The organism is Micromonospora sp. NPDC005299, assembly GCF_042872345.1.
GTDB lineage: Bacteria > Actinomycetota > Actinomycetes > Mycobacteriales > Micromonosporaceae > Micromonospora.
Map to the genome: position 1 here is coordinate 125,681 of NZ_JBIAKG010000005.1, position 22,054 is coordinate 147,734.

Annotated in this window: 25 protein-coding genes; 16 read left to right on the forward strand and 9 right to left on the reverse strand. The window is 68.1% G+C overall.

The genetic code is table 11. The features are described 5' to 3' along the window. Positions 1-7 precede the first annotated feature (7 nt). A complete protein-coding gene (locus ACFYPD_RS16415) occupies positions 8-334 on the reverse strand; it encodes a TraR/DksA C4-type zinc finger protein (RefSeq protein WP_154937180.1) in 327 nt (108 codons plus the stop codon). A gap of 175 nt (positions 335-509) precedes the next feature. Here ACFYPD_RS16415 and ACFYPD_RS16420 point away from each other — a divergent pair, with 175 nt between their 5' ends. The 4 genes from ACFYPD_RS16420 to ACFYPD_RS16435 all read left to right on the forward strand — a co-directional run bounded on the left by ACFYPD_RS16420 (position 510) and on the right by ACFYPD_RS16435 (position 4,426). Further along, positions 510-1,244, forward strand: a complete 735-nt coding sequence (locus tag ACFYPD_RS16420; RefSeq protein ID WP_387114369.1) for an SDR family NAD(P)-dependent oxidoreductase — start codon at positions 510-512, stop codon at positions 1,242-1,244. A 241-nt stretch (positions 1,245-1,485) separates the two neighbouring features. Then, positions 1,486-2,490, forward strand: coding sequence for a helix-turn-helix domain-containing protein (locus ACFYPD_RS16425; RefSeq protein WP_387113624.1), 1,005 nt, complete (start codon positions 1,486-1,488; stop codon positions 2,488-2,490). A 66-nt stretch (positions 2,491-2,556) separates the two neighbouring features. After that, on the forward strand, positions 2,557-3,138 hold the full coding sequence (locus ACFYPD_RS16430; RefSeq protein WP_387113626.1) for a dihydrofolate reductase family protein: 582 nt from the start codon (positions 2,557-2,559) through the stop codon (positions 3,136-3,138). Between the two features lie 703 nt (positions 3,139-3,841). Next, entirely contained in the window at positions 3,842-4,426 is a 585-nt protein-coding gene (locus ACFYPD_RS16435; protein WP_387113628.1) for a hypothetical protein, read from the forward strand. A gap of 99 nt (positions 4,427-4,525) precedes the next feature. Here the strand turns inward: ACFYPD_RS16435 and ACFYPD_RS16440 are convergent, their stop codons facing one another. Continuing rightward, complete coding sequence (locus ACFYPD_RS16440; protein ID WP_387113630.1) at positions 4,526-5,485, reverse strand: ArsR/SmtB family transcription factor; 960 nt, start codon at positions 5,483-5,485, stop codon at positions 4,526-4,528. Positions 5,486-5,543: 58 nt separating this feature from the next. Between ACFYPD_RS16440 and ACFYPD_RS16445 the strand changes: the two genes are divergently transcribed. From ACFYPD_RS16445 to ACFYPD_RS16470, 6 genes are all read left to right on the forward strand, one after another. Next, positions 5,544-6,842, forward strand: coding sequence for an MFS transporter (locus ACFYPD_RS16445; RefSeq protein ID WP_387113631.1), 1,299 nt, complete (start codon positions 5,544-5,546; stop codon positions 6,840-6,842). A gap of 1,440 nt (positions 6,843-8,282) precedes the next feature. Continuing rightward, complete coding sequence (locus ACFYPD_RS16450) at positions 8,283-8,939, forward strand: YeeE/YedE family protein (RefSeq protein WP_387113633.1); 657 nt, start codon at positions 8,283-8,285, stop codon at positions 8,937-8,939. After that, entirely contained in the window at positions 8,939-9,355 is a 417-nt protein-coding gene (locus ACFYPD_RS16455) for a YeeE/YedE thiosulfate transporter family protein (RefSeq protein WP_387113635.1), read from the forward strand. Before ACFYPD_RS16450 ends, ACFYPD_RS16455 begins: the two co-directional genes overlap by 1 nt. A gap of 39 nt (positions 9,356-9,394) precedes the next feature. Then, the gene (locus tag ACFYPD_RS16460) at positions 9,395-9,655 is read left to right on the forward strand and encodes a hypothetical protein (RefSeq protein WP_387113637.1); all 261 of its coding nucleotides are present in this window, start codon (positions 9,395-9,397) and stop codon (positions 9,653-9,655) included. Positions 9,656-9,722: 67 nt separating this feature from the next. Beyond that, positions 9,723-10,625 carry a shikimate dehydrogenase family protein gene (locus ACFYPD_RS16465; protein WP_387113639.1) on the forward strand — a complete coding sequence of 301 codons (903 nt, stop codon included), beginning with the start codon at positions 9,723-9,725 and terminating at the stop codon, positions 10,623-10,625. A 186-nt stretch (positions 10,626-10,811) separates the two neighbouring features. Further along, a complete protein-coding gene (locus ACFYPD_RS16470; RefSeq protein WP_387113641.1) occupies positions 10,812-11,378 on the forward strand; it encodes a heme-degrading domain-containing protein in 567 nt (188 codons plus the stop codon). A gap of 313 nt (positions 11,379-11,691) precedes the next feature. Here the strand turns inward: ACFYPD_RS16470 and ACFYPD_RS16475 are convergent, their stop codons facing one another. Beyond that, positions 11,692-12,387: a suppressor of fused domain protein gene (locus ACFYPD_RS16475; protein WP_387113643.1), complete on the reverse strand. Its 696-nt coding sequence runs from the start codon at positions 12,385-12,387 to the stop codon at positions 11,692-11,694. Between the two features lie 155 nt (positions 12,388-12,542). On the opposite strand from ACFYPD_RS16475, the gene ACFYPD_RS16480 reads away from it, so the two are divergent. Then, on the forward strand, positions 12,543-13,640 hold the full coding sequence (locus ACFYPD_RS16480; protein ID WP_387114372.1) for an IS630 family transposase: 1,098 nt from the start codon (positions 12,543-12,545) through the stop codon (positions 13,638-13,640). A 236-nt stretch (positions 13,641-13,876) separates the two neighbouring features. Here the strand turns inward: ACFYPD_RS16480 and ACFYPD_RS16485 are convergent, their stop codons facing one another. Next, positions 13,877-14,785 carry a hypothetical protein gene (locus ACFYPD_RS16485; protein WP_387113645.1) on the reverse strand — a complete coding sequence of 303 codons (909 nt, stop codon included), beginning with the start codon at positions 14,783-14,785 and terminating at the stop codon, positions 13,877-13,879. Between ACFYPD_RS16485 and ACFYPD_RS16490 the strand changes: the two genes are divergently transcribed. After that, a complete protein-coding gene (locus ACFYPD_RS16490; protein ID WP_387113647.1) occupies positions 14,784-15,140 on the forward strand; it encodes a hypothetical protein in 357 nt (118 codons plus the stop codon). The two genes, ACFYPD_RS16485 and ACFYPD_RS16490, sit on opposite strands and share 2 nt — an antisense overlap. 25 nt (positions 15,141-15,165) lie before the next feature. Next, on the forward strand, positions 15,166-15,474 hold the full coding sequence (locus ACFYPD_RS16495; protein ID WP_387113649.1) for a hypothetical protein: 309 nt from the start codon (positions 15,166-15,168) through the stop codon (positions 15,472-15,474). 208 nt (positions 15,475-15,682) lie between these two features. Here the strand turns inward: ACFYPD_RS16495 and ACFYPD_RS16500 are convergent, their stop codons facing one another. Together ACFYPD_RS16500 and ACFYPD_RS16505 are read right to left on the reverse strand one after the other, a co-directional pair. Continuing rightward, positions 15,683-15,826 (reverse strand): hypothetical protein, encoded by a 144-nt coding sequence (locus tag ACFYPD_RS16500; protein ID WP_387113651.1) that lies wholly within the window; start codon positions 15,824-15,826, stop codon positions 15,683-15,685. A gap of 341 nt (positions 15,827-16,167) precedes the next feature. Continuing rightward, on the reverse strand, positions 16,168-17,178 hold the full coding sequence (locus tag ACFYPD_RS16505) for a mechanosensitive ion channel family protein (RefSeq protein ID WP_387113652.1): 1,011 nt from the start codon (positions 17,176-17,178) through the stop codon (positions 16,168-16,170). Between the two features lie 118 nt (positions 17,179-17,296). Here ACFYPD_RS16505 and ACFYPD_RS16510 point away from each other — a divergent pair, with 118 nt between their 5' ends. Then, entirely contained in the window at positions 17,297-17,575 is a 279-nt protein-coding gene (locus ACFYPD_RS16510) for a hypothetical protein (RefSeq protein WP_387113654.1), read from the forward strand. Between the two features lie 326 nt (positions 17,576-17,901). Here the strand turns inward: ACFYPD_RS16510 and ACFYPD_RS16515 are convergent, their stop codons facing one another. Both ACFYPD_RS16515 and ACFYPD_RS16520 read right to left on the reverse strand, forming a co-directional pair. Then, on the reverse strand, positions 17,902-18,897 hold the full coding sequence (locus tag ACFYPD_RS16515; protein ID WP_387113656.1) for a cytochrome d ubiquinol oxidase subunit II: 996 nt from the start codon (positions 18,895-18,897) through the stop codon (positions 17,902-17,904). Beyond that, positions 18,894-20,321: a cytochrome ubiquinol oxidase subunit I gene (locus ACFYPD_RS16520; protein ID WP_387113658.1), complete on the reverse strand. Its 1,428-nt coding sequence runs from the start codon at positions 20,319-20,321 to the stop codon at positions 18,894-18,896. The genes ACFYPD_RS16515 and ACFYPD_RS16520 overlap by 4 nt, the downstream gene beginning before the upstream one ends. A 232-nt stretch (positions 20,322-20,553) precedes the next feature. On the opposite strand from ACFYPD_RS16520, the gene ACFYPD_RS16525 reads away from it, so the two are divergent. Both ACFYPD_RS16525 and ACFYPD_RS16530 read left to right on the forward strand, forming a co-directional pair. Beyond that, on the forward strand, positions 20,554-20,724 hold the full coding sequence (locus tag ACFYPD_RS16525; protein WP_387113660.1) for a hypothetical protein: 171 nt from the start codon (positions 20,554-20,556) through the stop codon (positions 20,722-20,724). Between the two features lie 20 nt (positions 20,725-20,744). Continuing rightward, on the forward strand, positions 20,745-20,963 hold the full coding sequence (locus tag ACFYPD_RS16530) for a hypothetical protein (protein WP_387113662.1): 219 nt from the start codon (positions 20,745-20,747) through the stop codon (positions 20,961-20,963). 200 nt (positions 20,964-21,163) lie between these two features. Here ACFYPD_RS16530 and ACFYPD_RS16535 read toward each other — a convergent pair whose 3' ends face one another. Continuing rightward, a complete protein-coding gene (locus ACFYPD_RS16535; protein ID WP_387113664.1) occupies positions 21,164-21,742 on the reverse strand; it encodes a LuxR C-terminal-related transcriptional regulator in 579 nt (192 codons plus the stop codon). Positions 21,743-22,054: the final 312 nt, after the last annotated feature.

A 22,054-nucleotide genomic window follows, 5' to 3' on the forward strand; every position in this document is an offset into this window, starting at 1 on the left:
TGATGCCCTATGCGCATGCCATGCAGAAGCGAGCGAACGGCCGCGCGGCGAGCCGTTCATCGCCGATCGGCTGCCCGCATCGTTCGCAGACGCCGTAGGTCGCCGCGTCCACCCGACGCAGCGCGTCGTCAACGTCGGCGATCCGCTCCCGCGCCCCGGCCAGCAGCGCGGTCAACTGGGCGCGTTCGAAGCCGATTGTGGCGCCCTCCGGGTCGTGCTCGTCGTCGGCATTCGAATCCCGCGATGCCAGGAACAGCGCCTCCAGATCCTGGGCCAGCGTCGCCGCCTCAGCCTCCGCCCTCGCTCGCAGCCGCAGCAGTTCATCCCGGACCATATGTGTAGCCTAACGGCCTCCAGCCGGCACAGCAGGCCATGAAGGGGACGCGCACGGGTGGCGGCAGATCCGGATGAGGCGCTGGCGATCGGCCGTGTCCGCTTGCGTCTCAGACGGCAAGTCCGCGGGTAGGAAGAGCCGACCACGACGGGCGACTTCAGGGGAGAGCGTGATCATGGTTCGCACCGCGATCGTTACCGGCGCCGGCAATGGATTGGGACGCGAAATCGCGCTTGGCCTTGCCCACGCCGGTTATGGCATCGTCGTAGCCGATCTCGATGAGCGAGCCGCGCAGGCGTGTGGACGCTTGATCGAGAAGCGCGGAATGCCGGCACAAGCGTTAGGCGCCGACGTACGAGAGCGTGGCGACATGAATCGCATCGTGGCGGCAGCGCAGAAGCTCGGCGGTCCTCACGTGCTCGTCAACAATGCCGGCGGCTGGACCCCGCAGCGACAGTATCCGCAGGCGACGGCTGCCGAGTGGGCCGCGACGATCAGCCTGAACCTCACCGCCCCGATGCTGCTTAGTCAGCTCGTTCTGGACCCCATGCGGGAACAAGGCGGTGGCGCGATCATCAACATCGCATCCAGCGGTGGCATTGGCTTCGAGTCCTACGGCTCGCCCGAGTACGGGGCCGCCAAGGCTGGCCTGATTCGCTTCACCGCCAGTCTGGCCAGCTTGGAAAGTAGCCACGGGGTCCGGATGATGTCCGTAGCGCCAGACTGGATCGGGCTGAGCCGAGCCCAGGCCCAGTGGGAGCGCATGAGTGCCGATGAACGTGCGGCATCTCGCCCGCTGATTCCTCCGGCCGAGGTTGTCTCCGTCGTCTTGAATCTCATCCAAGAGGGAGTCGGTGGAACCGTGGTGGAGATGTGGGGAGGTGATCAGCCTGTCGTGCACACCCCGTAGACCCGCGTTGGGGCATCCGCTATTCGGCATGTGAGTGCACCGCGTCGGGTCAATCTCTGCGCCACCTGCCTACGGAGGTTGACGCGAGCTTGGTCGTGCCCGTGCACGAGACGCACCGCATTGGAGTTCTCGGCGTCGGATGGGCCCGGACGACAGCCCGGGCTCATCCACTCCCGGTAGCGTGCATGTCAGTTGATCGGGATGGCACCGATAACGCGCAGCCCGAGTTGGGGATCGGTTTGTGTCGATCCCGACACACACCCAAACCCTCACGCAGCACGCGTATCCCACGCAAATGTCCGCGGCCGGGCGCTTGTCCGGGATCGGCGCCGGCTCGATGCTGGCGGCAGCGCGGCTGGACCATCCCGGCGCGCGATGCCGGCGGGGCGTCGGCGATGCTGTGGGTGTGGAGTACGTGTCCAGAGTGCCGCGACCGCCGCTGGACAGGCTGATCGACGACCTTTACTACCTGGAGGGTGCGCCGCCGTACGCCCGGCTGACGCTGCCGCCGATGCCGGCGGCGTTGCTCATCGTCAACCTCGGGGCGCCGTTCCGCATTCGCGCCGGCACTGACATCGAGACGGCCGAGTACGCCGACGGCTGCGTGGTCACCATGCCCACCCGCGCGTGGGAGTTCGGCTACCCACTCCAGACCCGGTCCGTCGGCGTGCACTTCATGCCGTGGGGGCTGGCGCCGTTCCTGCCGATGCCCGCGGCCGAGCTGTGTGACCGGCCCGTGACGGTGGAGCAGGTTTGGGGCCGGCCCGCCATTGCTGAGCTGCGAGACCGGCCGGCCACGGCGGACGGACCGCACGAGATGCTGACGCTGCTCGAGGAGGAGCTAATGCGACGGCTGTGCGAGACCGCCGGCCTGGGGCTGGTCCGCCATACGAGCAACGTCATCGCGGCGACCAGCGGGGCGGTGGCGATCGGCGACCTGAGGGTGGCAGCCGGTGTCAGCAGCACTCATCTGGCACAGCGGTTCAAGGAGCTCATCGGCGTCACGCCGAAGAGGCTGGCACGCACCTACCGCTTCGCCGCCACCGTGTTCGCGATCAACCCCGCCGGACCGATCGACTGGGGCGACCTCGCCGGTGGCGCAGGCTACTTCGACCAGGCCCACTTCGGCCACGAGTTCCGGGCCTTCACCGGGCTCACGCCGACCCGGTACGTCGAAGTCCGGCGGCGGTTCCTGCGCGAACATCCCGGCCACGCGCTGGACGGCTGGCCGCTGCCGGCCGATTGATTTCTTACAAGAGCGACAGCTCACGACACGCTAATTTGGGGGCATCCCAAAGCAGAGGAGAGCCCCGTGGGCAAGGTGGTCATGTACAGCTCGGTGTCGGTGGACGGCTTCGTCGCGGACGAGAATGACCAGCCCGGACCGCTGTTCGACTGGTTGTCCAGCGGTGACGTCCCGTTGGACGAGAGCGGCGAGGTGAAGGTGTCGCAGACGTCCTACGACTACACCCGGCCGTACTGGGACCAGATCGGGGTGACAATCGTCGGCCGCCACGTCTTCGACATGACGGACGGCTGGGACGGGAAGCCTCCGGGCGGGATCGACCACGTGGTCGTCGTGACGCACCGGCCGGAGCCCGAGGGCTGGGACCCCGAGGCGCCGTTTCACTTCGTCGACGGCGTCGAGGCAGCCGTGGCCAAGGCGCAGGACCTTGCGGGTGACCGCATGGTCGAGGTCGCCGCTGGCGACGTCGGTGGCCAGGTGCTTGCCGCGGGCCTGGTCGACGAGGTACGCATGGACGTCGTCCCCGTCGTGTTCGGGTCCGGCAAGCGCTACTTCGGGTCGGTCCACGCGCAGCACCTGTTGGAGGATCCTGACGTGGTGATTCAGGGCAACCGGGTGCTTCACCTGCGCTATCGAATGCGCCGCTGACCGATCTGAGCGGGTACGCGAAGAAGTCCACTGCGAACGGTGACACAAGATCGGGCCTCCGGCTGCGTTTGCGCATCGCAGTCCACCAGCTCTGCCCGACAATGACGGACAGGCTGACCAGGGGCGCGATCACCTGACCAGCCATCCCCGATCTTCTTCTAGACGGCCGACGCGGACGCGTCATCGGCCACGGGCAACGGCCGTCCGACCGCGACCAGGCCGTAGTGGGGCGTGACCAGGCCGTTGATCAAAGCGGCATTCGACATGATCGCCTTTCGATCGTCAGTCGTCCATACAGTATGTATGCTTGCTGACCGAGACCTGCCCCTCCAACTCATGCCATCCCACCCATTCGCCGGGTTGACGCTGGCCAGATCGGAGTGACATGGGCTGCTCACACGCTCAGGACTGCCCCCTCTTCCCGCTGCTCAACGCAAGCTTGGGCGCCTGGCGCAACGCCTACTGCGACAGTGCGGAGGGTTGGCTGACATGTGCTCGGTACCAGCTGTACAGGACAGGCCAGCTCGTGCCAATCACGCTCCTGCCGAATGGAGTCGACGCGTTCAGGCCCGTACCTGCGGCAGTACCCAGGTCCACTCAACCGGTGAACGCACGCCGCCCGTGGACATCAGCAACATCGCGAGAGGCATCGGATAAATTACCGGCTGCGGAAAGCGCAGGTGCTACGGAGTCGACTCCACCGGTGAACCAACCGGATAGCTCAGGCGTGCGAGACAAGGTCAGCGATGCATGGGTCCTTGCCGTCGCCGATGATGCGAAACGCCGCGGCGGTGAACGGCTGCACGTATGGGTGACGAGCCAGGAGAAGCCGTGGGCTGCTCCTTTTCCCATCCCGCAGCCAGGGCAGCCTTCTCGCGCCGACGGGCCGGTGGTCGTCGCCGTCGCCTGGTTCGAGCCAGCCAGCGCCGCGTGGACGGAGACCCTCACTGGCTCGCGGTGCGAGGCGCAGGTGGAGGCGGCGATCTTGTTGGGCCTGCCGCGCTGGCCATCGGCGACACATCCGGCGAGGGTGACCACCTGGGGTGTGGGTCTGGGCGCTACGGGTCTCGCGTTGCATGACCCGACCGGTCATGTATTCGCCTACGGCGTCGCCGAGATACCGTCCACTTGGGCGACCGCCGCAAGGGCGCTGGGCGCCGTCGCCGTCGTCTACGGAGTTGGTCCCCTGCAGCAGGCAGTGCACTCCGAGCCGCTTCCGGCTCAACGGCTCACCGAGGCGCGACGCGAGGGAACCGTCGCCGCCGCATGGGTGCCACTGCTCGAGTGACAGGCCGAGGCCGCCCCCTTTACCCCGCCAGCGTGCCGCATCTCGCGGTCGCCGTCCGCGTTCACGTGGATGAGGCTCTGTACCGCGCCCGAGCCCCCGTCAGAACGACGAGGCTCCGGCCACGAGCGCCCTGGCTGTATCCGTCCACCAATAGAGGACTTCCCGACCCGACCGGCGCTTTTTGAGCAGACCGGCCTCCGTCAGCACGCGCAGGTGACCACCGACCGTGCCGAGCGGCAGTCCGGTCGCGGCGACCACGGCCGTGGTGCTGACCGGCTCGGCCGCCTGCACCAGAATCCTGCTCCGTGCGGTCCCGAGCAGGCGGCGCAGAGGATCCGGTGTGCTGAGAGCCGCCTCGGTGAAGATCCCCGTCACCGGATAGACAATCCCGAAGCGGTCGGGCAACCTCCAGGAGATCCAGCCTCCCCGGCAGTGAGCCGCGAAGAACGTCAGCGTCCCGCCCCGCACGTCGCACGGTGGGTAAGGCCGCTCCTCGACCTGCAGCCGCCCGTCGCCGAGCCAGCGCATGCCCGGCCGCATGTCGTTGATGACCCCGGACCATCCGTCCCTGCCCAGGCGGGAGATCCGGGACACCACATCGGCGCGCAGCACCGATTGCCGACGCGGCCAGTCCGCCTCAATCGTGTGGCGCCAGACCCAGCGCAACAGAGCGGCCGTCCGGCTCGCCAACCCTGTACCGCGTAATTCCGGGGCCAACGGGGAACGTACGTAGGCCAGATCCTCACGGATTCGGCCATCCGACAGCGACTCCAGCTCCACGAGCTCGTCGTCTAGCGTCATGTCCGGACGGGCGGGCGGCACCGTCAGGAAGTCAGCCATCCAGGAGGATGAGATCGCGTGCGCCAGAATGGCCGCGGTCACCGGGTCGCCGTCGAGATAGCCATGGAAGGCATCGACATACTGGTCCCGCCAGACCCGGTGCCACGGAAGCGGCTGGCCCCGGCGCAGGATATTGAGCGCCCCCAACGTCTCGGTGAGCTGCGAAGTTCCGAAACGCGCCTGCGCCATCACTTCGGCGTCGACCAGGAACACCGCCACGTTTCGCCTCCATTCGAAACTCTAGGGTGGCACCGCGGGATACTGCAAGCTGCCGGCCATGCGGAGCGACACCCAGCCAAGCGACCCGACGACCGTCGGCGCGCGGAACTTCATGGCGCTGTGGGCCGGTGCCGCGGTCACGAACCTGGCCGACGGAGTCGTCAAGCTGACCCTGCCCCTGGTGGCCGTCTCGATGACAAACTCCCCGGCGCTGGTCGCCGGTATCAGCCTGGCCAACACCCTGCCCTGGCTGTTGTTCTCGCTGCACGCTGGCGCGCTCGCCGACCGGGTCGACCGCCGGCGCCTGATCATGACGATGGCCGCCGCGCGCGCCTTGGTCCTCGCCGTGCTCGTGGGTGGCATCCTCGCGGACACGCTGCCGCTGGCCGGCCTGTACGCGGGGTCGCTGTTCCTCGGCACCGCCGAGGTGTTCGCCGACACCACCCGGATGTCGGTCGTGCCGATGGTCGTGCCCCGCAACCGCATGGAATCCGCGTTCGCGAAGTTGACCGCGACCGAGACCGCGGCCAACGAGTTCATCGGGCCCCCCTTGGGTGGCCTGCTGGCCGCCGCCGGACTGGCCGTCGCGCTCGGCGCCGGCGGAGTGGGATACGCGGGCGCGCTGATCGCCTTGGCGATCATGACCGGCCGGTACCGCAGCGACCGCCACCCCGGATCAAGGACGAGCGCGTCCGGCCTCCGCGCCGACATCTGGGACGGCGTCCAGTACGTGTGGCGCGAGAAGGTTCTGCGAACCCTGCTGCTGGTCGCCGGCGCGGCGAGCGGATGCTGGGCGGCCTGGGTGGCGGTCATCGTTGTCTATGCGGTCACACCCGGACCGCTGGACCTGAACCGCTCGCAGTACGGACTGCTGATTGGCTCCCTGGGAGTGGGCGGCGTCGTGGCAGCCTCCGCCGCGCCCGCTCTCACCCGCCGGCTGGGACGGCGGGTCGTCCTCGCCACGTCGATGGCTTGTTTCGCCGTGCTGCTGGCAGCGCCAGCAATCACCTCGTCCCCCCGACTGATCGCCGTGACGACCGTCCTGGGCGGCGCCGGCTCCGGTGCCTGGAACGTCACCTACAGCTCGCTGCGCGCGCTCGTCGTGCCCGACGAGATGATGGGGCGCTACAGCGGGGTCAGCCGCCTGATCAGCTGGGGATCGATGCCGCTGGGGGCTCTGGTCGCCGGCCTCACCGCGGAACTGATCAGCGTCAGAGCGGTCTTCTGGGGCGGAGCAGCGCTCTGCGCCCTCGTGCTCGCCGCGACGTTACGAACGGTCACATCGCCCGAATTCCGCCGGGTAGAAGCCCGAATTCCGCCGGGTAGAAGCCCGCGCGACCACCTCTCACGAACCTGAGCCGGCCCAGCCGCACTGATCCTGAACTGCCGGGCCACCCCGGGCGAGACCGGTCCTCACTTGGACCCACCGGTCTGACCCTCGGTCCCGAACCGCAGTAATCCTGACCTTTCAACCTCTGTAGTGGCGGAGACACGGGTGGTCAGCGGTAGCACCGCCAGGCGTATGGATCGTCAGGATTCGACGTTTGGGCGTAGGCGCCCGAACCGTACGTGTCGCGGCAGGCGACGCCCATGTCGACGGCGGACGGGAATAGAAGACTCGTACGTTGCCATAGCGCCGATCCACGGCGTCAGCGAGAGCGCCACCCTGCAACGCCGAAACCACCAGCGCGACCAGCGACACCGCCGCTGAGACGCCTAACGGTCGCGGACGAGCCGGTCAGCGTGAATAGCTGCGTGGGAATGGCCAGCCGACGTGCCTGGTCTCACCTCTACCGCACTGAAGGCGGTAGCGTAGCGCGGGAAAACGCCATTCGTGACGCTGGCGCGACAGCCGTCCGATGTCGCGCTCGCGACCGACCTCAGCGCGGACCTCCGGCTGGCCAAGTCGGCGACTATCCCGTCGAACTGTGCGGCCGCCGACGCGCTCGCCTGTCTGACTGCAGCGGACTGCGCTTCCCGACTGGTCTCACCCACACGGCTTCAACACGTCCGCCGATCCACAACAACAGCACCCCCGGTGGCGGGAGGCGTAGGGCGCGCCGGCGTGGGATCTGCTTGCCGCGCAGCGCGAACGCTCGGCGCGCGGCGCCGACCGGGGCGCGGGACTGGCCCCGCGCCAGTCGGGCGAACTAGACGGCCGACGCGGACGCGTCATCGGCCACGGGCAACGGCCGTCCGACCGCGACCAGGCCGTAGTGGGGCGTGACCAGGCCGTTGATCAAAGCGGCATTCGATCGTCAGTCGTCCATACGGTATGTATGCTTGCTGACCGAGACCTGCCCCTCCAACTCATGCCATCCCACCCATTCGCCGGGTTGACGCTGGCCAGATCGGAGTGACATGGGCTGCTCACATGCTCAGGACTGCCCCCTCTTCCCGCTGCTCAACGCAAGCTTGGGCGCCTGGCGTAACTACTACTGCGACAGTGCCCAGGGCTGGCTGACATGTGCTCGGTATGAGCTGTCCCGCACGGGCCAGCTCGTACCGATCACGCTCCTGCCGAATGGAGCCGACGCGATATATCTGGGGCACGTACCCGCCGGTGTGGGGTCGGACACGGCACGCCAGACACCCCCGTCACGGCTCGATCCGGGGTCCTCGCAGCGGTTCGAGCCGGTGCCGGCCGGGGAGCTCAACCCGGTACAGGCACCCGCTCAAGGCTTCAACCCCGGCTCGCCCGCACCGGCTCCCATCCCGCCAGAACCCCATCGGCCCCACCGGCGCCTCGGCGGGTCCGGTGGTGGACCCGACTCGTAGATTGGATTGCAGGTCCCGCATGACTGAATACTGGCCCTGGTGGGCGGGGGCTGTCGGGCTCGCTCTCACCACCATCAACTACGCCGTCACGACCGATCGATCCTTCGGGGTGTCCGGTGCGTGGGACCGCGTGCTGCACTGGCGCGCCGAACGCCGGGTCGAACGGGTGAACGAGCAGTTCGCTGACGAACGTGTCCTCGCCGAGGCTCTCGCCGCGGCCGCCGCCGACCAGTTCGGAGCCGTTTCGGCGGCACCTGCTGCGCATCCCGCCCCGCACGGCGACGCGCCGGCACCGCGGCAGGACGGGCGACCACCTGCCTCGCCGAGTTTCTCACTGGCGAGCCTGCTCCCGGCACCCTTGGTCAGCCAGGTCGCCCTGCTCCTGTCGGTCTTCGTCGGCGGGTGGGCAGCGGCGGTTACTGGCGGCCGCTTCCAGCTCCGCCTCGACATGGGCGACGCCTTCGGCCAGATCGTGACCGACAAACCGATCGAAATGATTGGCGCGTTGTTCGTCGGCGGGGTACTCGTCGGCTTCGGTACCCGTCTCGCCGGAGGGTGCAGCAGCGGTCACGGGCTCAATGGCTGTGGCCGGCTACAGCCGGTCAGCATCGTCGCGACTGCCGTCTTCTTCGGCGCCGGCGTCCTCGTGTCGTTCCTGCTGTGGAAGGTGATCTGATGCGTACCCGGGGCGGGATACTCGTCGCTAACATCATCGCTGGGCTGGCTCTGGGCTATACCGTCGCGAACGTCGGGTTCGGCGACTACGCCGAACTGAACCGTATGTTCACCTTCCAGGATCTTCGCATGTTCCTGGCCTTCGCCGGCGGCGTAGCGATCATCGTCGTGGTATTCGCCGTATTGCGCGTCCGCCGCACCCCAGGTCGCATCCATGCCGGCGTGATCCCCGGCGCAGTGCTCTTCGGCACCGGCTGGGCGATCTCGGGTGGCTGCCCGGCGATCCCCATCGTGCAAGTTGCCAGCGGGTACCTCCCCGCCTTGGTCACGATCGCCGGCATAGTCGTCGGCATCCGGCTCTGCCGCTGGGCCAACGCGAGGTACTTCCACCTCGACAGCGGATCCTGCGAGCGGTAGCCGAACGCGAGCGATATGCGATTCGGTGATGGCAAGCCGTTGAGCATCCTCTTCAACGCTGCGGCCTTTCTGGTCGCTGGAGCCGAACAGCAAGATCCCCACATGATCAACGCGGTGTTCGTTGACGTTGCCGGCGGGGACATCTACCGCCCGGCAGGGCTGCGGGTCGCCACCGCGGCAGATCTGAATCAGCCGCTCAACGACCGACACCTGCCCTCTCTTACCGAAGAAGAACGCCGGGAGGTCGCCTACCACCAGCCGAGCCGGCTCGGTGACCTGCTGTTCAACTGGTTCGACTGAGCCGCCTCTCCGCGCTCGCCGTGCGGCTGGATGAGGATGGCTGCTGGGTGCCGATTACCCTTGGCCGGTGGCGTCCATGGTCTGGTTCGTTGGGGTGTCGACAGGCAAGTCGTTGATCCATGAGGCGTTCCCGATCTGGATGGGTGACCTTGGTCTTGATGTACGTCTCGTCGGTCGCGACGTGCCCTTGGCGGCACCTGCTGAGGCGTACCGCGCCTTGATGACCGAGCTGGCGGGCAGCGATGAGGTTCTCGGCGCGGTCATCACGACGCACAAGGTGGCCGTACTGCGCGAGGCTGGCGACCTGGTCGACTGGCTCGACCCGTTGGCGGCCGAGTGCGGAGAGGTCAACGCGTTACGCCGTGAGACGGGCAGGCTGGCCGGCTTCGCTCGGGACCCGATCTCGATCGGGCGAGTCGTCGATGACATCTGGCCCGACGGAGAACACGTCGTCTGTCTGGGAGCCGGCGGTAGCGCGATCGCGCTCGGCCGTCATCTGCTTGCCCGTCCCGTGCCGCCGGCCCGCTTGGTGTTCACCGACCGGAGCGCTGCGGCTGGCCGCCATCTGCAGGCCGTGCTCGGTCCGTGGGCCGAGTCCCGGCGAGTGCGCCTCGAGGTACATCTCGGTGCAGGTCCATGGGATCACCTCGTCGCGTCCGGTCCGCCCGGAACGCTCGTCGTCAACGCCACCGGACTCGGCAAGGACCGTCCCGGTAACCCCCTGTCGCCAGTCGCCGAGTTCCCACCCGCTGCCCTCGTGTGGGACCTGAACTACCGGGGTGACCTGGCCATGCTGCGGCAAGCCCGCACTCATGATGGGTTGGTCGTACACGACGGTTGGCAACTGTTCTGCCACGGTTGGGCCGCCGCGCTCGGCCCAATCCTCGATCTTTCGAACGAAGTGAACACGGCCGGCCGGTTCGCCATGCTCGCAGCACCCCTACGTGCGCGACCTGAAGCTTGCCCCTGATCGGCCACCGGATATGCCGCGCCGAAGTCCAGAACTTGGACACACCCGCTCATCGGCTACCTCGACGACGACAGGCGACCTGCCAACGTAGCAGGCTGGGGGAGAGTTTATGGAGCTTGACCACCCCCACGTGCGCCGCTCACCGTCTGCGGCAGACGCGGATGCCGGCATGACCCCGATCTGCTGATGGACGTACGGCACGAGGAACGTTCCGCTCGCCGGTTCTTCCTCTGCTTAGATCGTTTGGACGATCGAGGAAGGGAACGGTACGCCGTGACGCCGGAGCTTCGGGAGCAGGAAGAACGCCTCCAGTTCGACCGCTTTGACCATGACGACGCGTGGGACCTGGGAACTCGCCTGGTCGGGCTGGCCAGACAGCGCGGCCACGCTGTCACCGTCGACATCCGCCTCGGCGACCAGCAACTTTTCCACTACGCGCTGCACGGCACCTCTGCCGACAACGACGACTGGATCGAACGCAAGATCCGCGTCGTCCGCCGGTTCGGACACAGCTCCTACCTTGTGGGTCAGACCTACCGCGACCGTGGCACCACCTTCGAGGAACAATCCCACCTCGACGCGGCCCGGTACGCCGCGCACGGCGGCTGCTTCCCGATCATCCTCAGGGGCACCGGCCCGGTCGGCACCGTCACCGTCTCAGGACTGCCCCAACTCGACGACCACCGCCTCGTCGTCGAGGCCCTCGAACTGTTCCTGAACTCCAAGGCCTCCGAGAAGGGGGTCGTCTCGTGAACGGCTCTTCCTCAACGTTCGGCTGTCTCACTTCCGGCGGTGACGGAGGGCGACGTCAGCCGAAAAGGATGCGGTGTCGTAAGAGTGGGAAGCCGACACGCCTGGACATCTGACGCTTCACCAACTGATCTTGGTGTTGACCCCTCCGATCGCCTCCACGCCACCGCTGCCGACACTTGAGCGACCAGCGACCAGCGACCAGCGACCAGCGACCACCGCCCGAGACAGCGGACGCCCGCTGCTTACCGCGCGTGACGCGCGGTCTGCGACAGAAGCGTGCACGCGACCTTGGTCAGCGCGCACGTTCGAGCCGTCAGGCGTACGACGGCCGGTGCGGGTCCAGCAATTCGGTGACGCGGCCCCGATCGAGCACCTCGATGAGTGCATCCGTGCCGCGGTCAACCTTGACCACCATCTCATCCGGATGAAGAGGGATCAGCGCGAGCAACGCGATTCGGATGCCGCCGGGGACTTCGATCGTCCGAGCCTGGGGCGGCACACGCAGCATCGGCGCGACGACGACTCCCGCGAACGGGGTGCCCTTAACGTACGGCTGGGCGGGATCGCCGTTCGGCACAGAATGCCACTCGCCGATCCAGGTGCCGTACTCGTGCGGTAGTCGAGCAACCTGTTTGAGTACTTGCAGCGGCCACCCGGCTGGGTTGTCAAGTCCGGCTACCTCGGTCAGCGGCCAACCCGCAGGCAGGCTGAGCATCAGTTCGGCGTACGGGCTGATGCCGTGGCCCTCCGGGACCATCATCGGCAGCTCACTCATCCCAGAAGTGATCAGCGTCCGGTACGGGCGTTCCTCGGTCGGTGCCACGACATAGACATGCACACCGACCAGGTGCGAGGCGATCTCGTGGTAGACGAACTCCACAGGCCCGAAGTGTTCCTCGACGTGTCGATCGATAGCGTCGGCGAATGCCTCCTGCGGCCCTTCCGCCGGCACGAACCCGTCGTGCAACGACTGATGACGGAGGACTCCTGACCCGCGCGACTCGTCCATAACGACGCACCCTAGACGACGGTCCAAACCAAAGCGCGACCTCAGGAGGAACGCTCGTCGGCATGTGAGGGTGCAGGATCGCCACCAAACGGCGCCGTACCGCCTGAGCGCCCCTAGTGTTCTGTCTCGCAAATATCTAGCCGTTTTTGTAAGCTCTGGACGTGACACGTTCTGCCGCACCACTGGTGCTCGAACCCGGCCAGCGGGAACTGCTGGAGTCTCTTGCCAAGTCGCGCACGGTCGAGCATCGGCTGGTGCAGCGGGCGCAGGTGCTGCTGCGCGCCGCGGACGGGATGTCCAACGCCGACAATGCGGTGCTGGCCGGGGTGACCCGGGTGACGGTGCGGGCATGGCGGTCCGAGTTCGCCGAGCGTGGTCTGGCCGATCTGGGCAGGGTCGCGCCGGGTCGTGGCCGTAAGGCGTCGATTCCGCAGGCCACGATCGATGAGATTGTGGAGTTGACGCTGCACTCGAAGCCGGAGGGGACGACGCACTGGTCGTGCCGGTCGATGGCGGCGAAGGTCGGTGTGAGTCCGGCGACGGTGCAGCGGGTGTGGGACGCCCGAGGGCTCAAGCCGCACCTGGTGGAAACGTTCAAGCTGTCCAACGACAAGCGGTTCGAGGAGAAGCTCGTCGACGTCGTGGGCCTGTACCTGAACCCGCCGGACAAGGCGGTGGTCTTGTGCATGGACGAAAAATCGCAGATCCAGGCGTTGGACCGCACCCAGCCGAGCCTGCCGCTCAAGCCCGGGCGGGCCGGCACGATGACCCACGACTACAAGCGCCACGGCACCACGACCCTGTTCGCCGCGTTGGATGTGCTGACCGGCAAGGTGATCGGCAAGTGCTTCGCCCGGCACCGGCACGACGAGCTCCTGCGGTTCCTGCGCACGATCGACACCTCCGTGCCCCGCAAGCTGCAGATCCACCTGATCGTCGACAACTACGGCACCCACACCCACCCCAACGTCAAGGCATGGCTGGCCAAGCACCCGCGTTTTCACCTGCACTTCACCCCGACCAGCTCGTCCTGGCTCAACCTCGTTGAGCGCTGGTTCGCCGACCTGACCGAGAAGATGATCCGCCGTGGCGTGTTCCGCAGCGTCGACGACCTCGTCGCCGCGATCGAGGAGTACCTGCGCGTGCACAACGATGACCCGAAGCCGTTCGTGTGGACCGCCACCGCCGAATCGATCCTGGCCAAGGTCCGACGTGGACGAGTCGCCCTCCAGCAAGTGGCTAGTCAAAACTGAGACAGAACACTAGCTTGATCTTCAACCTGTGCGTCGCGGGCCCGCAGCCATGCTGGCGTCATCCGGGTGATTGACGACCCACACCTGAACCGTGACTGAACCACGAGCCTTGACGGGGTCGTCTGCGGAAGTGGACGAGACGGCAGTTGATCGACGGAATCGGGTGGCGGACCAGGGTGGGTTCGCCGTGGCGGGACGTGCCCGCCCGGTATGGCCGTGGCAGGGATACCGCGGCCTTAGCGTGCGGCGCCGCCCGGTCGACCTGGGTCGGTCCTGGAGGGCCGGTGACCGACGCGTGGAGCCCGTATCACTGGGGAGTTGCCAGACGCCGGGCGGAAACCCCGCGCCGCGCCGGCCACCGTATCGTCGGGATCGCGCTCGAGGGCCCGCCGGATGTGCGGCGGGATGACCTCAGATTTTGCCATCGCCAGTCGGACCTGCACCGAACGGTCGTCAACCAGGCGTTCCAGATCCGCCTCGTCCAGCTGGACCGCGCGGACCAGCGCGGCACGGACGTCGACCACGGGGTCCTGGGCAAGCGCGGTGCGCTGCTCGGCGGTGGTCCGCGGGTTGCGGGCGACCCCCTTGCGTACGCGTGCGGTGCGATCGGCCATCAGAGCGGTGATCACGTCGGGGTCGTGGGTGTGGGTGGCGAGTCGTTCCCGTACCTCGGGTGAGACGTCGTCGATCAGCCTGGCGGCCAGATCGGGCTCCAACTCCCGCATCTCCGCGAGGAGGCCACGAAGCTCCTTGTCGGGTGCCTCTGACATCACCCGGCGAACCGACTCGTCGCAAGCCGGGTTGCCGGCGACCGCCCAGCGGACCCACCGGTCGGCGTCTTTGACGAGACGCAACAGATTGGCGACCGAGGTCGAAGGGTTTCTTGCCACGGCCTCCCGGACCTGACGATCATGGTCTCGGGTCAGCGGTCGCAGTGCCTGCGCGGGTGCGTCGGTCCGGGCCGCGACCGCCTTACGGACCACAGCCGACGGGTCGGACGCTAAGTCGATGAGGGTCATCTGTGGCGTTGCGGGGTCCTGCGCGACGGCGAGCCGCGCGTCGACGCTCCCACCGACCGCACGGTGGGCGGTGGTACCTGACCCGCTGTGACGATCAGGCCCGCCGACGTCCTGCTGCTTCCCCATGGGCGCCATCATGTCACGGACCGACTGGGGCAGCGCGAGCCTGACCAGCGCGTTGACGATGGTCGAAGCGCTACCTCGCGGCGGGAACCCGCGCCCGCTGATTGCCGCGCTTGTTCGGCAGGCCGAGAGGATGTCGGAGCTGTCGGTGCTGCGGGTGCACTGGTACGACTCAGCGAAGGACGGTGTGCCCGATTCCCAGCAACAGCGCATCGGCGAGGTGCCCAAGGTCAAGTTGCGGCTCGGCCGGTTCGGCATGGACGGCCAGCAGAAGGGCGTCGACCTGCGTATTGGGCTTGACCTCGTGCCGCTCGACAGGCGCCCAACGTCCGGACGTGCCGATGATCGGAAGTGGTAGGTCCCAGGACGCCTACCATCGGGACGTGCTGAACACCCACGACTCGGGTCACGACCGATTTCGACCAGAAGAGTTCTGGACGCTGTCGACAACCTCCATGAGCCAGCAGGAGGCTGAGGAGGCGGCGCGGCTCATCCGCGAGCGCTTTCCCGAAGTCTTCGTCGACGCGGTGGATCCACGCGATTGGATGACGCTGCACCTGGACCGGTGGACCGCCGAGATGATGCGAGATGCGGTCGCAATGTTCGTGTCGGCGGGTGGTGACGCTGGCAGCATGCTGGAGGAGTTCGAGAGATTCCTAGCCATCGCGAACGCCGGCGAACAGGAGGGCTGACAACTTCCGGACCGGCAACGATCCGCTGGCGCCGAGTCGAGGATGTGGTTCGGACGATCTTCAGTGCGACATCTCCGAGGAGATGGGCGCGAGTACGACGCGTGGCCTGGACAGCACGGGCGAGCGGTGGGGTCCGCAGTCGGGGAGCGTAAATGGTCACGGGAAATGACGCGGTCTTCATGACCGGTACGCCGGGCGATGCTGGGGTTCAGGCGTACGTCCACTCGATGCTCGTGGTCCCGTCCTCCTGGTCGCTGAAGCACCACGACCCCTCGATGTTGTCGTCCATTTCGCGCAGCCGCGGCGAGCTGAAGTTGTCGATCCGGTACGAGATCGAGTTCGGCGGCTCCACCGTCAGCAGTTCCTCCTCGTTGGTCGAGCCGTCGTCGGAGGCGTTCGTCCGGCGCAGGCCCGGGGTGTTCCAGTCGATGGTGACGCTGCCGGCGCACGATTGCCGGCGAGTGCCCGGTTCTGGGGGAAGATGTGGCTCAGGTCGACGTTGATGACGTACTCGAAGACGTGGCCGGTGGGAGCGTTGACGGCACGGGTGACCCGGACGAAGTCGTCTTGCACCTCGGTGCAGTCCCGGTCGACGCCCATCGCTGCCTCCCGTCCCTGTCGCCTGGTCCAGCTAGTCCCCGGTAGGCGCCGACTCATTCATCCGCGCCCGGGCGGCCGCGCCCGACCCGCTGGTCAGGGCTGGTACTGGCTGCGGGTGCGGGGCAGCCACTGGGGGTGCTGGTTGCGCAGGTAGCGGATCATTCCCTCGCGCAGGTCGCAGCGCAGGTCCCAGGCGCTGGCGCCGTCCGCGGCGGAGGCCTGCACCTGGATGACCACGGTCTGTGGGGTGACGTCGACCATCTGGAGCACCCACCGGTCTCGATCCCACAGCGGTGAGGACTCGACCAGTCGGCGTGCCTCCCGGCGCAGGTCGTCCAGGTCGGCGGTGTGGTCGACATGTAGCTGGATCTTGCCGATCACCCGCGACTCGTTCCGGGTCCAGTTCTGGAACGGCCGCTCGGTGAAGTACGTGGTCGGCAGGACGAGCACACGGTCGTCCCAGAGCCGGATCACCACGTTGGTCAGCTTCACCTCCTCGACCCGGCCCCATTCGCCGTCCACCACCAGCACGTCGCCGACGTGCAGCCCGTCGGCGAAGGCGACCTGGATGCCGGCGAACGCGTTGCCGAGCGCGGTTCGGGCGGAGAGGCCGATCAGCGCGCTGATCACCCCGGCTGAGGTCAGAATGGAGATGCCGAAGAGGCGTACCGGCCGGAAGGTGATCAGGATCAGGCCGACCGCGAGGACCGTGACAACGGCCACCGTGAGCCGCCGCACCGGACGGATCTGGGTCCGCGCCCGCCGGACCCGCCGGCTCGTGAGCAAATCGCTCGGCAGCCGGCTGAACGCGACCGCCTCGGCGACGTGCAATGCCTTGACCACCAGCCACGCACCGACGGCGACCAGGACCAGCACGTTGGCGTGCCGCAGATAACGCTGCCACCCGGCCGGTCCGGGCGGCAGCGTATAGTACAGCGCCCCGACCAGCAGGACCGTGGCTGCCGGGCGGCGGCAGGCGTGCCGCAGCGGCTCCAGCAGCCACTTGTAGCGGCCACGGGCAACCCGACGGACCAGCACGCCGGAGACCAGGTCCACGACCACGGCCGCCGCCATCGCGGCCAACACGATCAACGCGGTACGCATCAGAAGCCGTTCACCGTGATCCCGATGCCGCCTCTCCCGGGCTCGCGACCGCCTCCCCGCGTTCAGGGTGCCATCAGATCCGGTGGCAAGCGGCGGATATCGAGAATGCCAGACGGCCGTGACCGACGCCCGGCGGCTGCCGAACGAGACGGTCGGCCTGCCCGCAGGCTTCCTGCGAGCCGGCGCAGGATGCGTGATCGGCACCCTATGGCCGGTCGCCGACCTGCCGGGGCCGCTCATGCAGCGCTGTCAGCTGCTCTTGGGCGTGCCGGAGCGTGCGGCCCGCTGCCGCCCCCGAGGCGCTGCGCACCGCCCAGCACTCTGTGAGCAGGGCTTCCTGAGCGGCGACCTCTTCGGCGCACCCGAAGTGGTCACCCGCCCGGCGCGTGGGCAATGAGCAACTTCAGATACCAAGCCGATGTGGAGTTCGACAATGACGCCGTCGACCGGGATGGCCATTCCTCGCGGGCCCCAGAAATGCGCGAGCTCGGCGGGCTCGATGAGGCACCGCTACACCAGCTCGGGCGGTGCGCGGAAAACCCATCGGTAGACGAGTTCGTCGTCGTTCACCGGGCTGGGCAGGAATCTCGGCAAACCCAGTCGAGGATGTGACACGCCATCTCCTCCATCCGCTGGAGCCCACGTCGCTCTAACCCAATGCCGCGAGACCACCAACGAATCTCGAACCGGCCGTGGGCCGGCAGAATGCCAGCGTGAACGGAGTCAGGCGGCGTCCAGGCGACCGCGCTGGTGCAGGACGAACAGCAGTGCCATGGCCGGCACGACGAGCAGGAGCGCCGCGGCGGCGACGAGGGTGAGCGACGTCAGGGTGGCGTCGGGAGCGGCGGCCTCGTCGATGCGTAGGTGGGTGCCCAGGAGGTACGGGTACTGCGCGACGCCCCAGCCGACCACCACCGTGCCGGCCGCGCTGACGGCGAGCGCCTGCAGCAACCGGGGCGCGGCCCGGTGAAGCAGGGCGATGCTGGCCAGTCCGCATGCCGCGGAGACCAGCACCAAGGGCAGGCCGCGGCCGGTCAGCCCGGAGAACAGACGCCCGGCGTCAGCGTGCAGGATGGCGATGCCCGCCAGCGCCACGGCGCCGGTCGCCACGGCGCTGGCCTGGGCTCGACGGCGGAACCAGCGCTCCAGGCGGGCGTCGGCGTGGGTACGGGCCTCGGCGGTGAGGAACACCGCGGCGACGAACGCGCACACCCCGACCGCGAGCACCCCGCCGAGCAGCGACGTCGGGTTGACCCAGCTGGTCACGGGCTTGCCGTGTCCGTCGGCGGGCACCCGCCCGGAGGCGATTCCGCCGACGACCGTGCCGAGGAAGAACGGTGTGATCACCGACGAGGTGGCGAACGCCGCCCCGGTCGCCCGCTGTTGGTCGGTGTTCACCACCACCTTTCGGAATGCGAACCCGCTGCCGCGGATCACGATGCCCAGCGCGGTGAGGCCCAGCGGGATGTAGAGCGTGGTCATGATCGCGGCGAAGGCGGACGGGAAGCCTGTCCAGAGCATCACGAGGCAGAAGATCAGCCATACGTGGTTGGCCTCCCACACCGGTGCCAACGTATGGTCGATCAGGTGCCGGGGGGCCTGCCCACGCCGCGCACCACCGGCGGTGAGATCCCAGAAGCCGGCACCGTAGTCCGCGCCGCCGAGCACGGCGTAGGCGGTGACGCCGATGAACAACACGACGGCGGCGAAAGTACTCACGCCTGCCCTCCGCTGGGCGCGGACTCCGAGGACCGGGGTGGGCCGTAGGGCACGTCCGTCTCGGTAGCCCCGCTCTGGTCGCGCCAGCGGCGGCGCAGCAGTCGCAGGACGTACACGGTGGTGGCGCCGACCGCGGCATAGAGCGCGACGGTGGCGGCGAAGAACAGCCACAGGTTGCCGGAGGTGGTGACCGCGTCCCGGGTGAGGAGGTGACCGCGGACCGTCCACGGCTGCCGGCCGACCTCGGTGACCACCCAGCCCGCCTCCAGCGCCAGCACCGCGAGCAAACCGCTGACCGTGATCGCCCGTAGGAACCATCTGCTGCGCGGCAGGTCGCGCCGGCGCCACCAGGCCAGCGCGTACCAGGCGGAGAGGGCCAGCAACGCGGAGCCGATGCCGACCATCACGTCGAAGCTGAGGTGGACGATTGTGACCTGCCGGTCCGACGGCCGCAGCTCGGTGGGTATGGCGTCCAGGCCCTGGATGCGGGTGGACGGCGAGTAACCGGACAGGAGCGAGCCCCCGGAGGGGATCTTGATGCCGCCGTGCGTCTCTCCGTCCGCGTAGTAGCCGCCCAGCACCTCCGGTACGTGGGTGCTCGTGGTCGGGACGGCCTCGATCGCGGCGAACTTCGCAGGCTCGTTTCGGAAGACCTCGCGCGCGGCGATGTCGCCGACGAAGACCTGTACCGGGGTGGCCAGCGCCGCGACGGTCAGCGGTATCAGCAGGCCGAGCCGGTGGTAGCGGTCGCGGCGGCCGCGCAGCATCCCGGCCGCGTAGACGCCGGCGATGACGAACCCGGCGACCACGTACGCGGCCAGCAGCATGTGGATGGCCTCGTACCAGAACGCGTCGTTGAAGATCACCTCGAGTGGGCGGACCTCCACGATCTTGCCGTCCCGCATGGTGAATCCGCCCGGCTGGTTCATCCAGGCGTTCGCCGCGACCACCGACAACGTGCCGCCGATCCCGGAGAGCACCACCGGGACCCCTGTCCAGAAGTGTGGCCATGGGCGCATCCGCCGCCACCCGTAGACGTAGATGGCGACGAAGATCGCTTCCAGGAAGAAGAACAGACCCTCGATCGCGAATGGGATGCCGAACGCCGCGCCGTAGTTGCCCATCAGTCGCGGCCAGAGCAGCCCGAGCTCGAACGACAGCACCGTGCCGGAGACGGCGCCGACGGCGAACAGCACCGCCGCCACCTGTGACCAGCGCCGGGCCAGCAGCAGCGCAGTCTCGTCGTTCCGGCGAATGCCGCGGGCGTTCGCGATCAGCATCAGGAATGTGAAGGCCACCCCGAACGGCACCAGGATGATGTGGAAGCCGAGAGTGAAGGCCATCTGCTCGCGCGCCGGCAGCAGCTGCGCCGGATCGGCGAGCACGAGGCTGGCGCCGAGCGGCATCAGTGACAGACCAGGCATGGCGGGTGCTACCCGTTGACGGGGGCCGGAAACGTACCGATGGGGTGAGGATTAGGGCGGTTCATACAGCTACGTCGACTGGATCTTCGGGCCGACCGCCCTCCCGCCCGCCGTGACCCCAGCATCAGGGGGTTGTCATCAGCAACGCCTCGGCCGCGGACCTAGCGGAGGCGGCCGCCGTTATCAACGACCTGCTGGCCACCAGCCGGCTCGTTCCGAGCATCAACGGCGGGTGATCAACCGCGACTACGGCCACTACGTCGACGGCGAGTGGAGCCAGGGGACGTTCAACGACTCCGTGCGGCTCTTCGACTTCGCCTCGGGCACCAGCCATCTGCTCTTCGAGGAGAACTCCCCGCAGGGATCCGCGCCGACGTCCTCACGCTGTCCGACACGACCCTGACGATCACCGAGGAGGCCCCCGTGGACCTCTGGCTCGCGACCGGCGGCTACCCGGACAACTCGCTCAACGCGAAGCTCAAGCAGTACACGTACAACGGAAAGTACGTCGGGCCGGCGTCGTGCAGCCCGGGCGCGCAGATGTTCGCGACGGCGGGCGCAGGGCGCGAGGTGATCTTCATGGACTCGTCGGCGGGCGGTTTCGGCCTGGCGTACGCGAAGGGAGCCAAGTCCTGCGAGTGAGCCCCTGCTAGCGGGCGCGCTGAACAACGATGCGCCGGGACCCCCTCACGGCGGCCCCGGCGCGCCGCGCGTTCGGGACATGCCCTGGTCGACGAGGTTCGATCGTAGGGATGTGCGAGTCGGATCGAGGCATGAAGCAGCAGAGGAGTTGCGGCAGACGCGGCGTGTGGAGGACGACGGGAGCACCGCGGCCAGCCGAGTCACTGTTCAATGCACGGAGCGTCCGTCGAAGCTGTGGCCGACACCGAAAATGAAGGAGGGGCCGCTGCGGGTGCCGGACCGCCAGGCTCTGTGCGGCCGCCAGTCCTCACCGGCTCCTTCAGCCACTCCCGCTCCGCCGCCAGCAGCGCGATCTGGAACCGGGTCCGGGCGCCGAGCAGGGAACCCGCTTCGCTGACATGCTTCTGCACGGTACGGCGGTTCACCTTGAGCACGCGGGCGATCGCCTCGTCCTTCATCCCGGTCGCCATCATGTGCAGGATCTCCCGTGTTCGCCGATCCGGCCCCACGGCTGTCAGACTGCCCTTCGGGGCCGTCCCATCGTGTCGGCTCGCCAGCGACACCGGGTCGGCGCGCTCCCACACGCTCTCGAACAGCGCCACCAGCGCCACCACCAGCGCGGGGGAGTGCACCACCATTGAACCCGCCGCCGGGCGGTCCCCGCGCACCGGCAGCAGAGCCGCCGCCCGGTCGAACACCACCAACTTCACCGGCAGCCGTGACGCCAGCCGCAGTTCCCCGCCCTGACCCGTCCCGCGCAGCGCCGTCTTGAGCGACACGGCGTCGGTGAAAGCCCTCGGTCTCGTACACCGACCGCAACCGCACCCCGGGCGCCACTCCCGACTCCCCGACGGACGGCTGCGCGGCCGTCACGTACGGCGGCTTGGCCAGATGCAGCACCTCGACCGAACTCCCCTTCAGCAGCTGACCGTAGCGCGCCGGCACCTCGTCCTCGCGCTCCAGCACCTCCACCAGGTGCGCAGCGCGCGGCCCGGACACCGCCTCGTACACCTCGTGAAGCCGCTCCACGATGCCCTCGACGCGGGCCAGCTCGGCCCGCCGCCGGGCCAGCAGGGCGCTGAGGGATGACC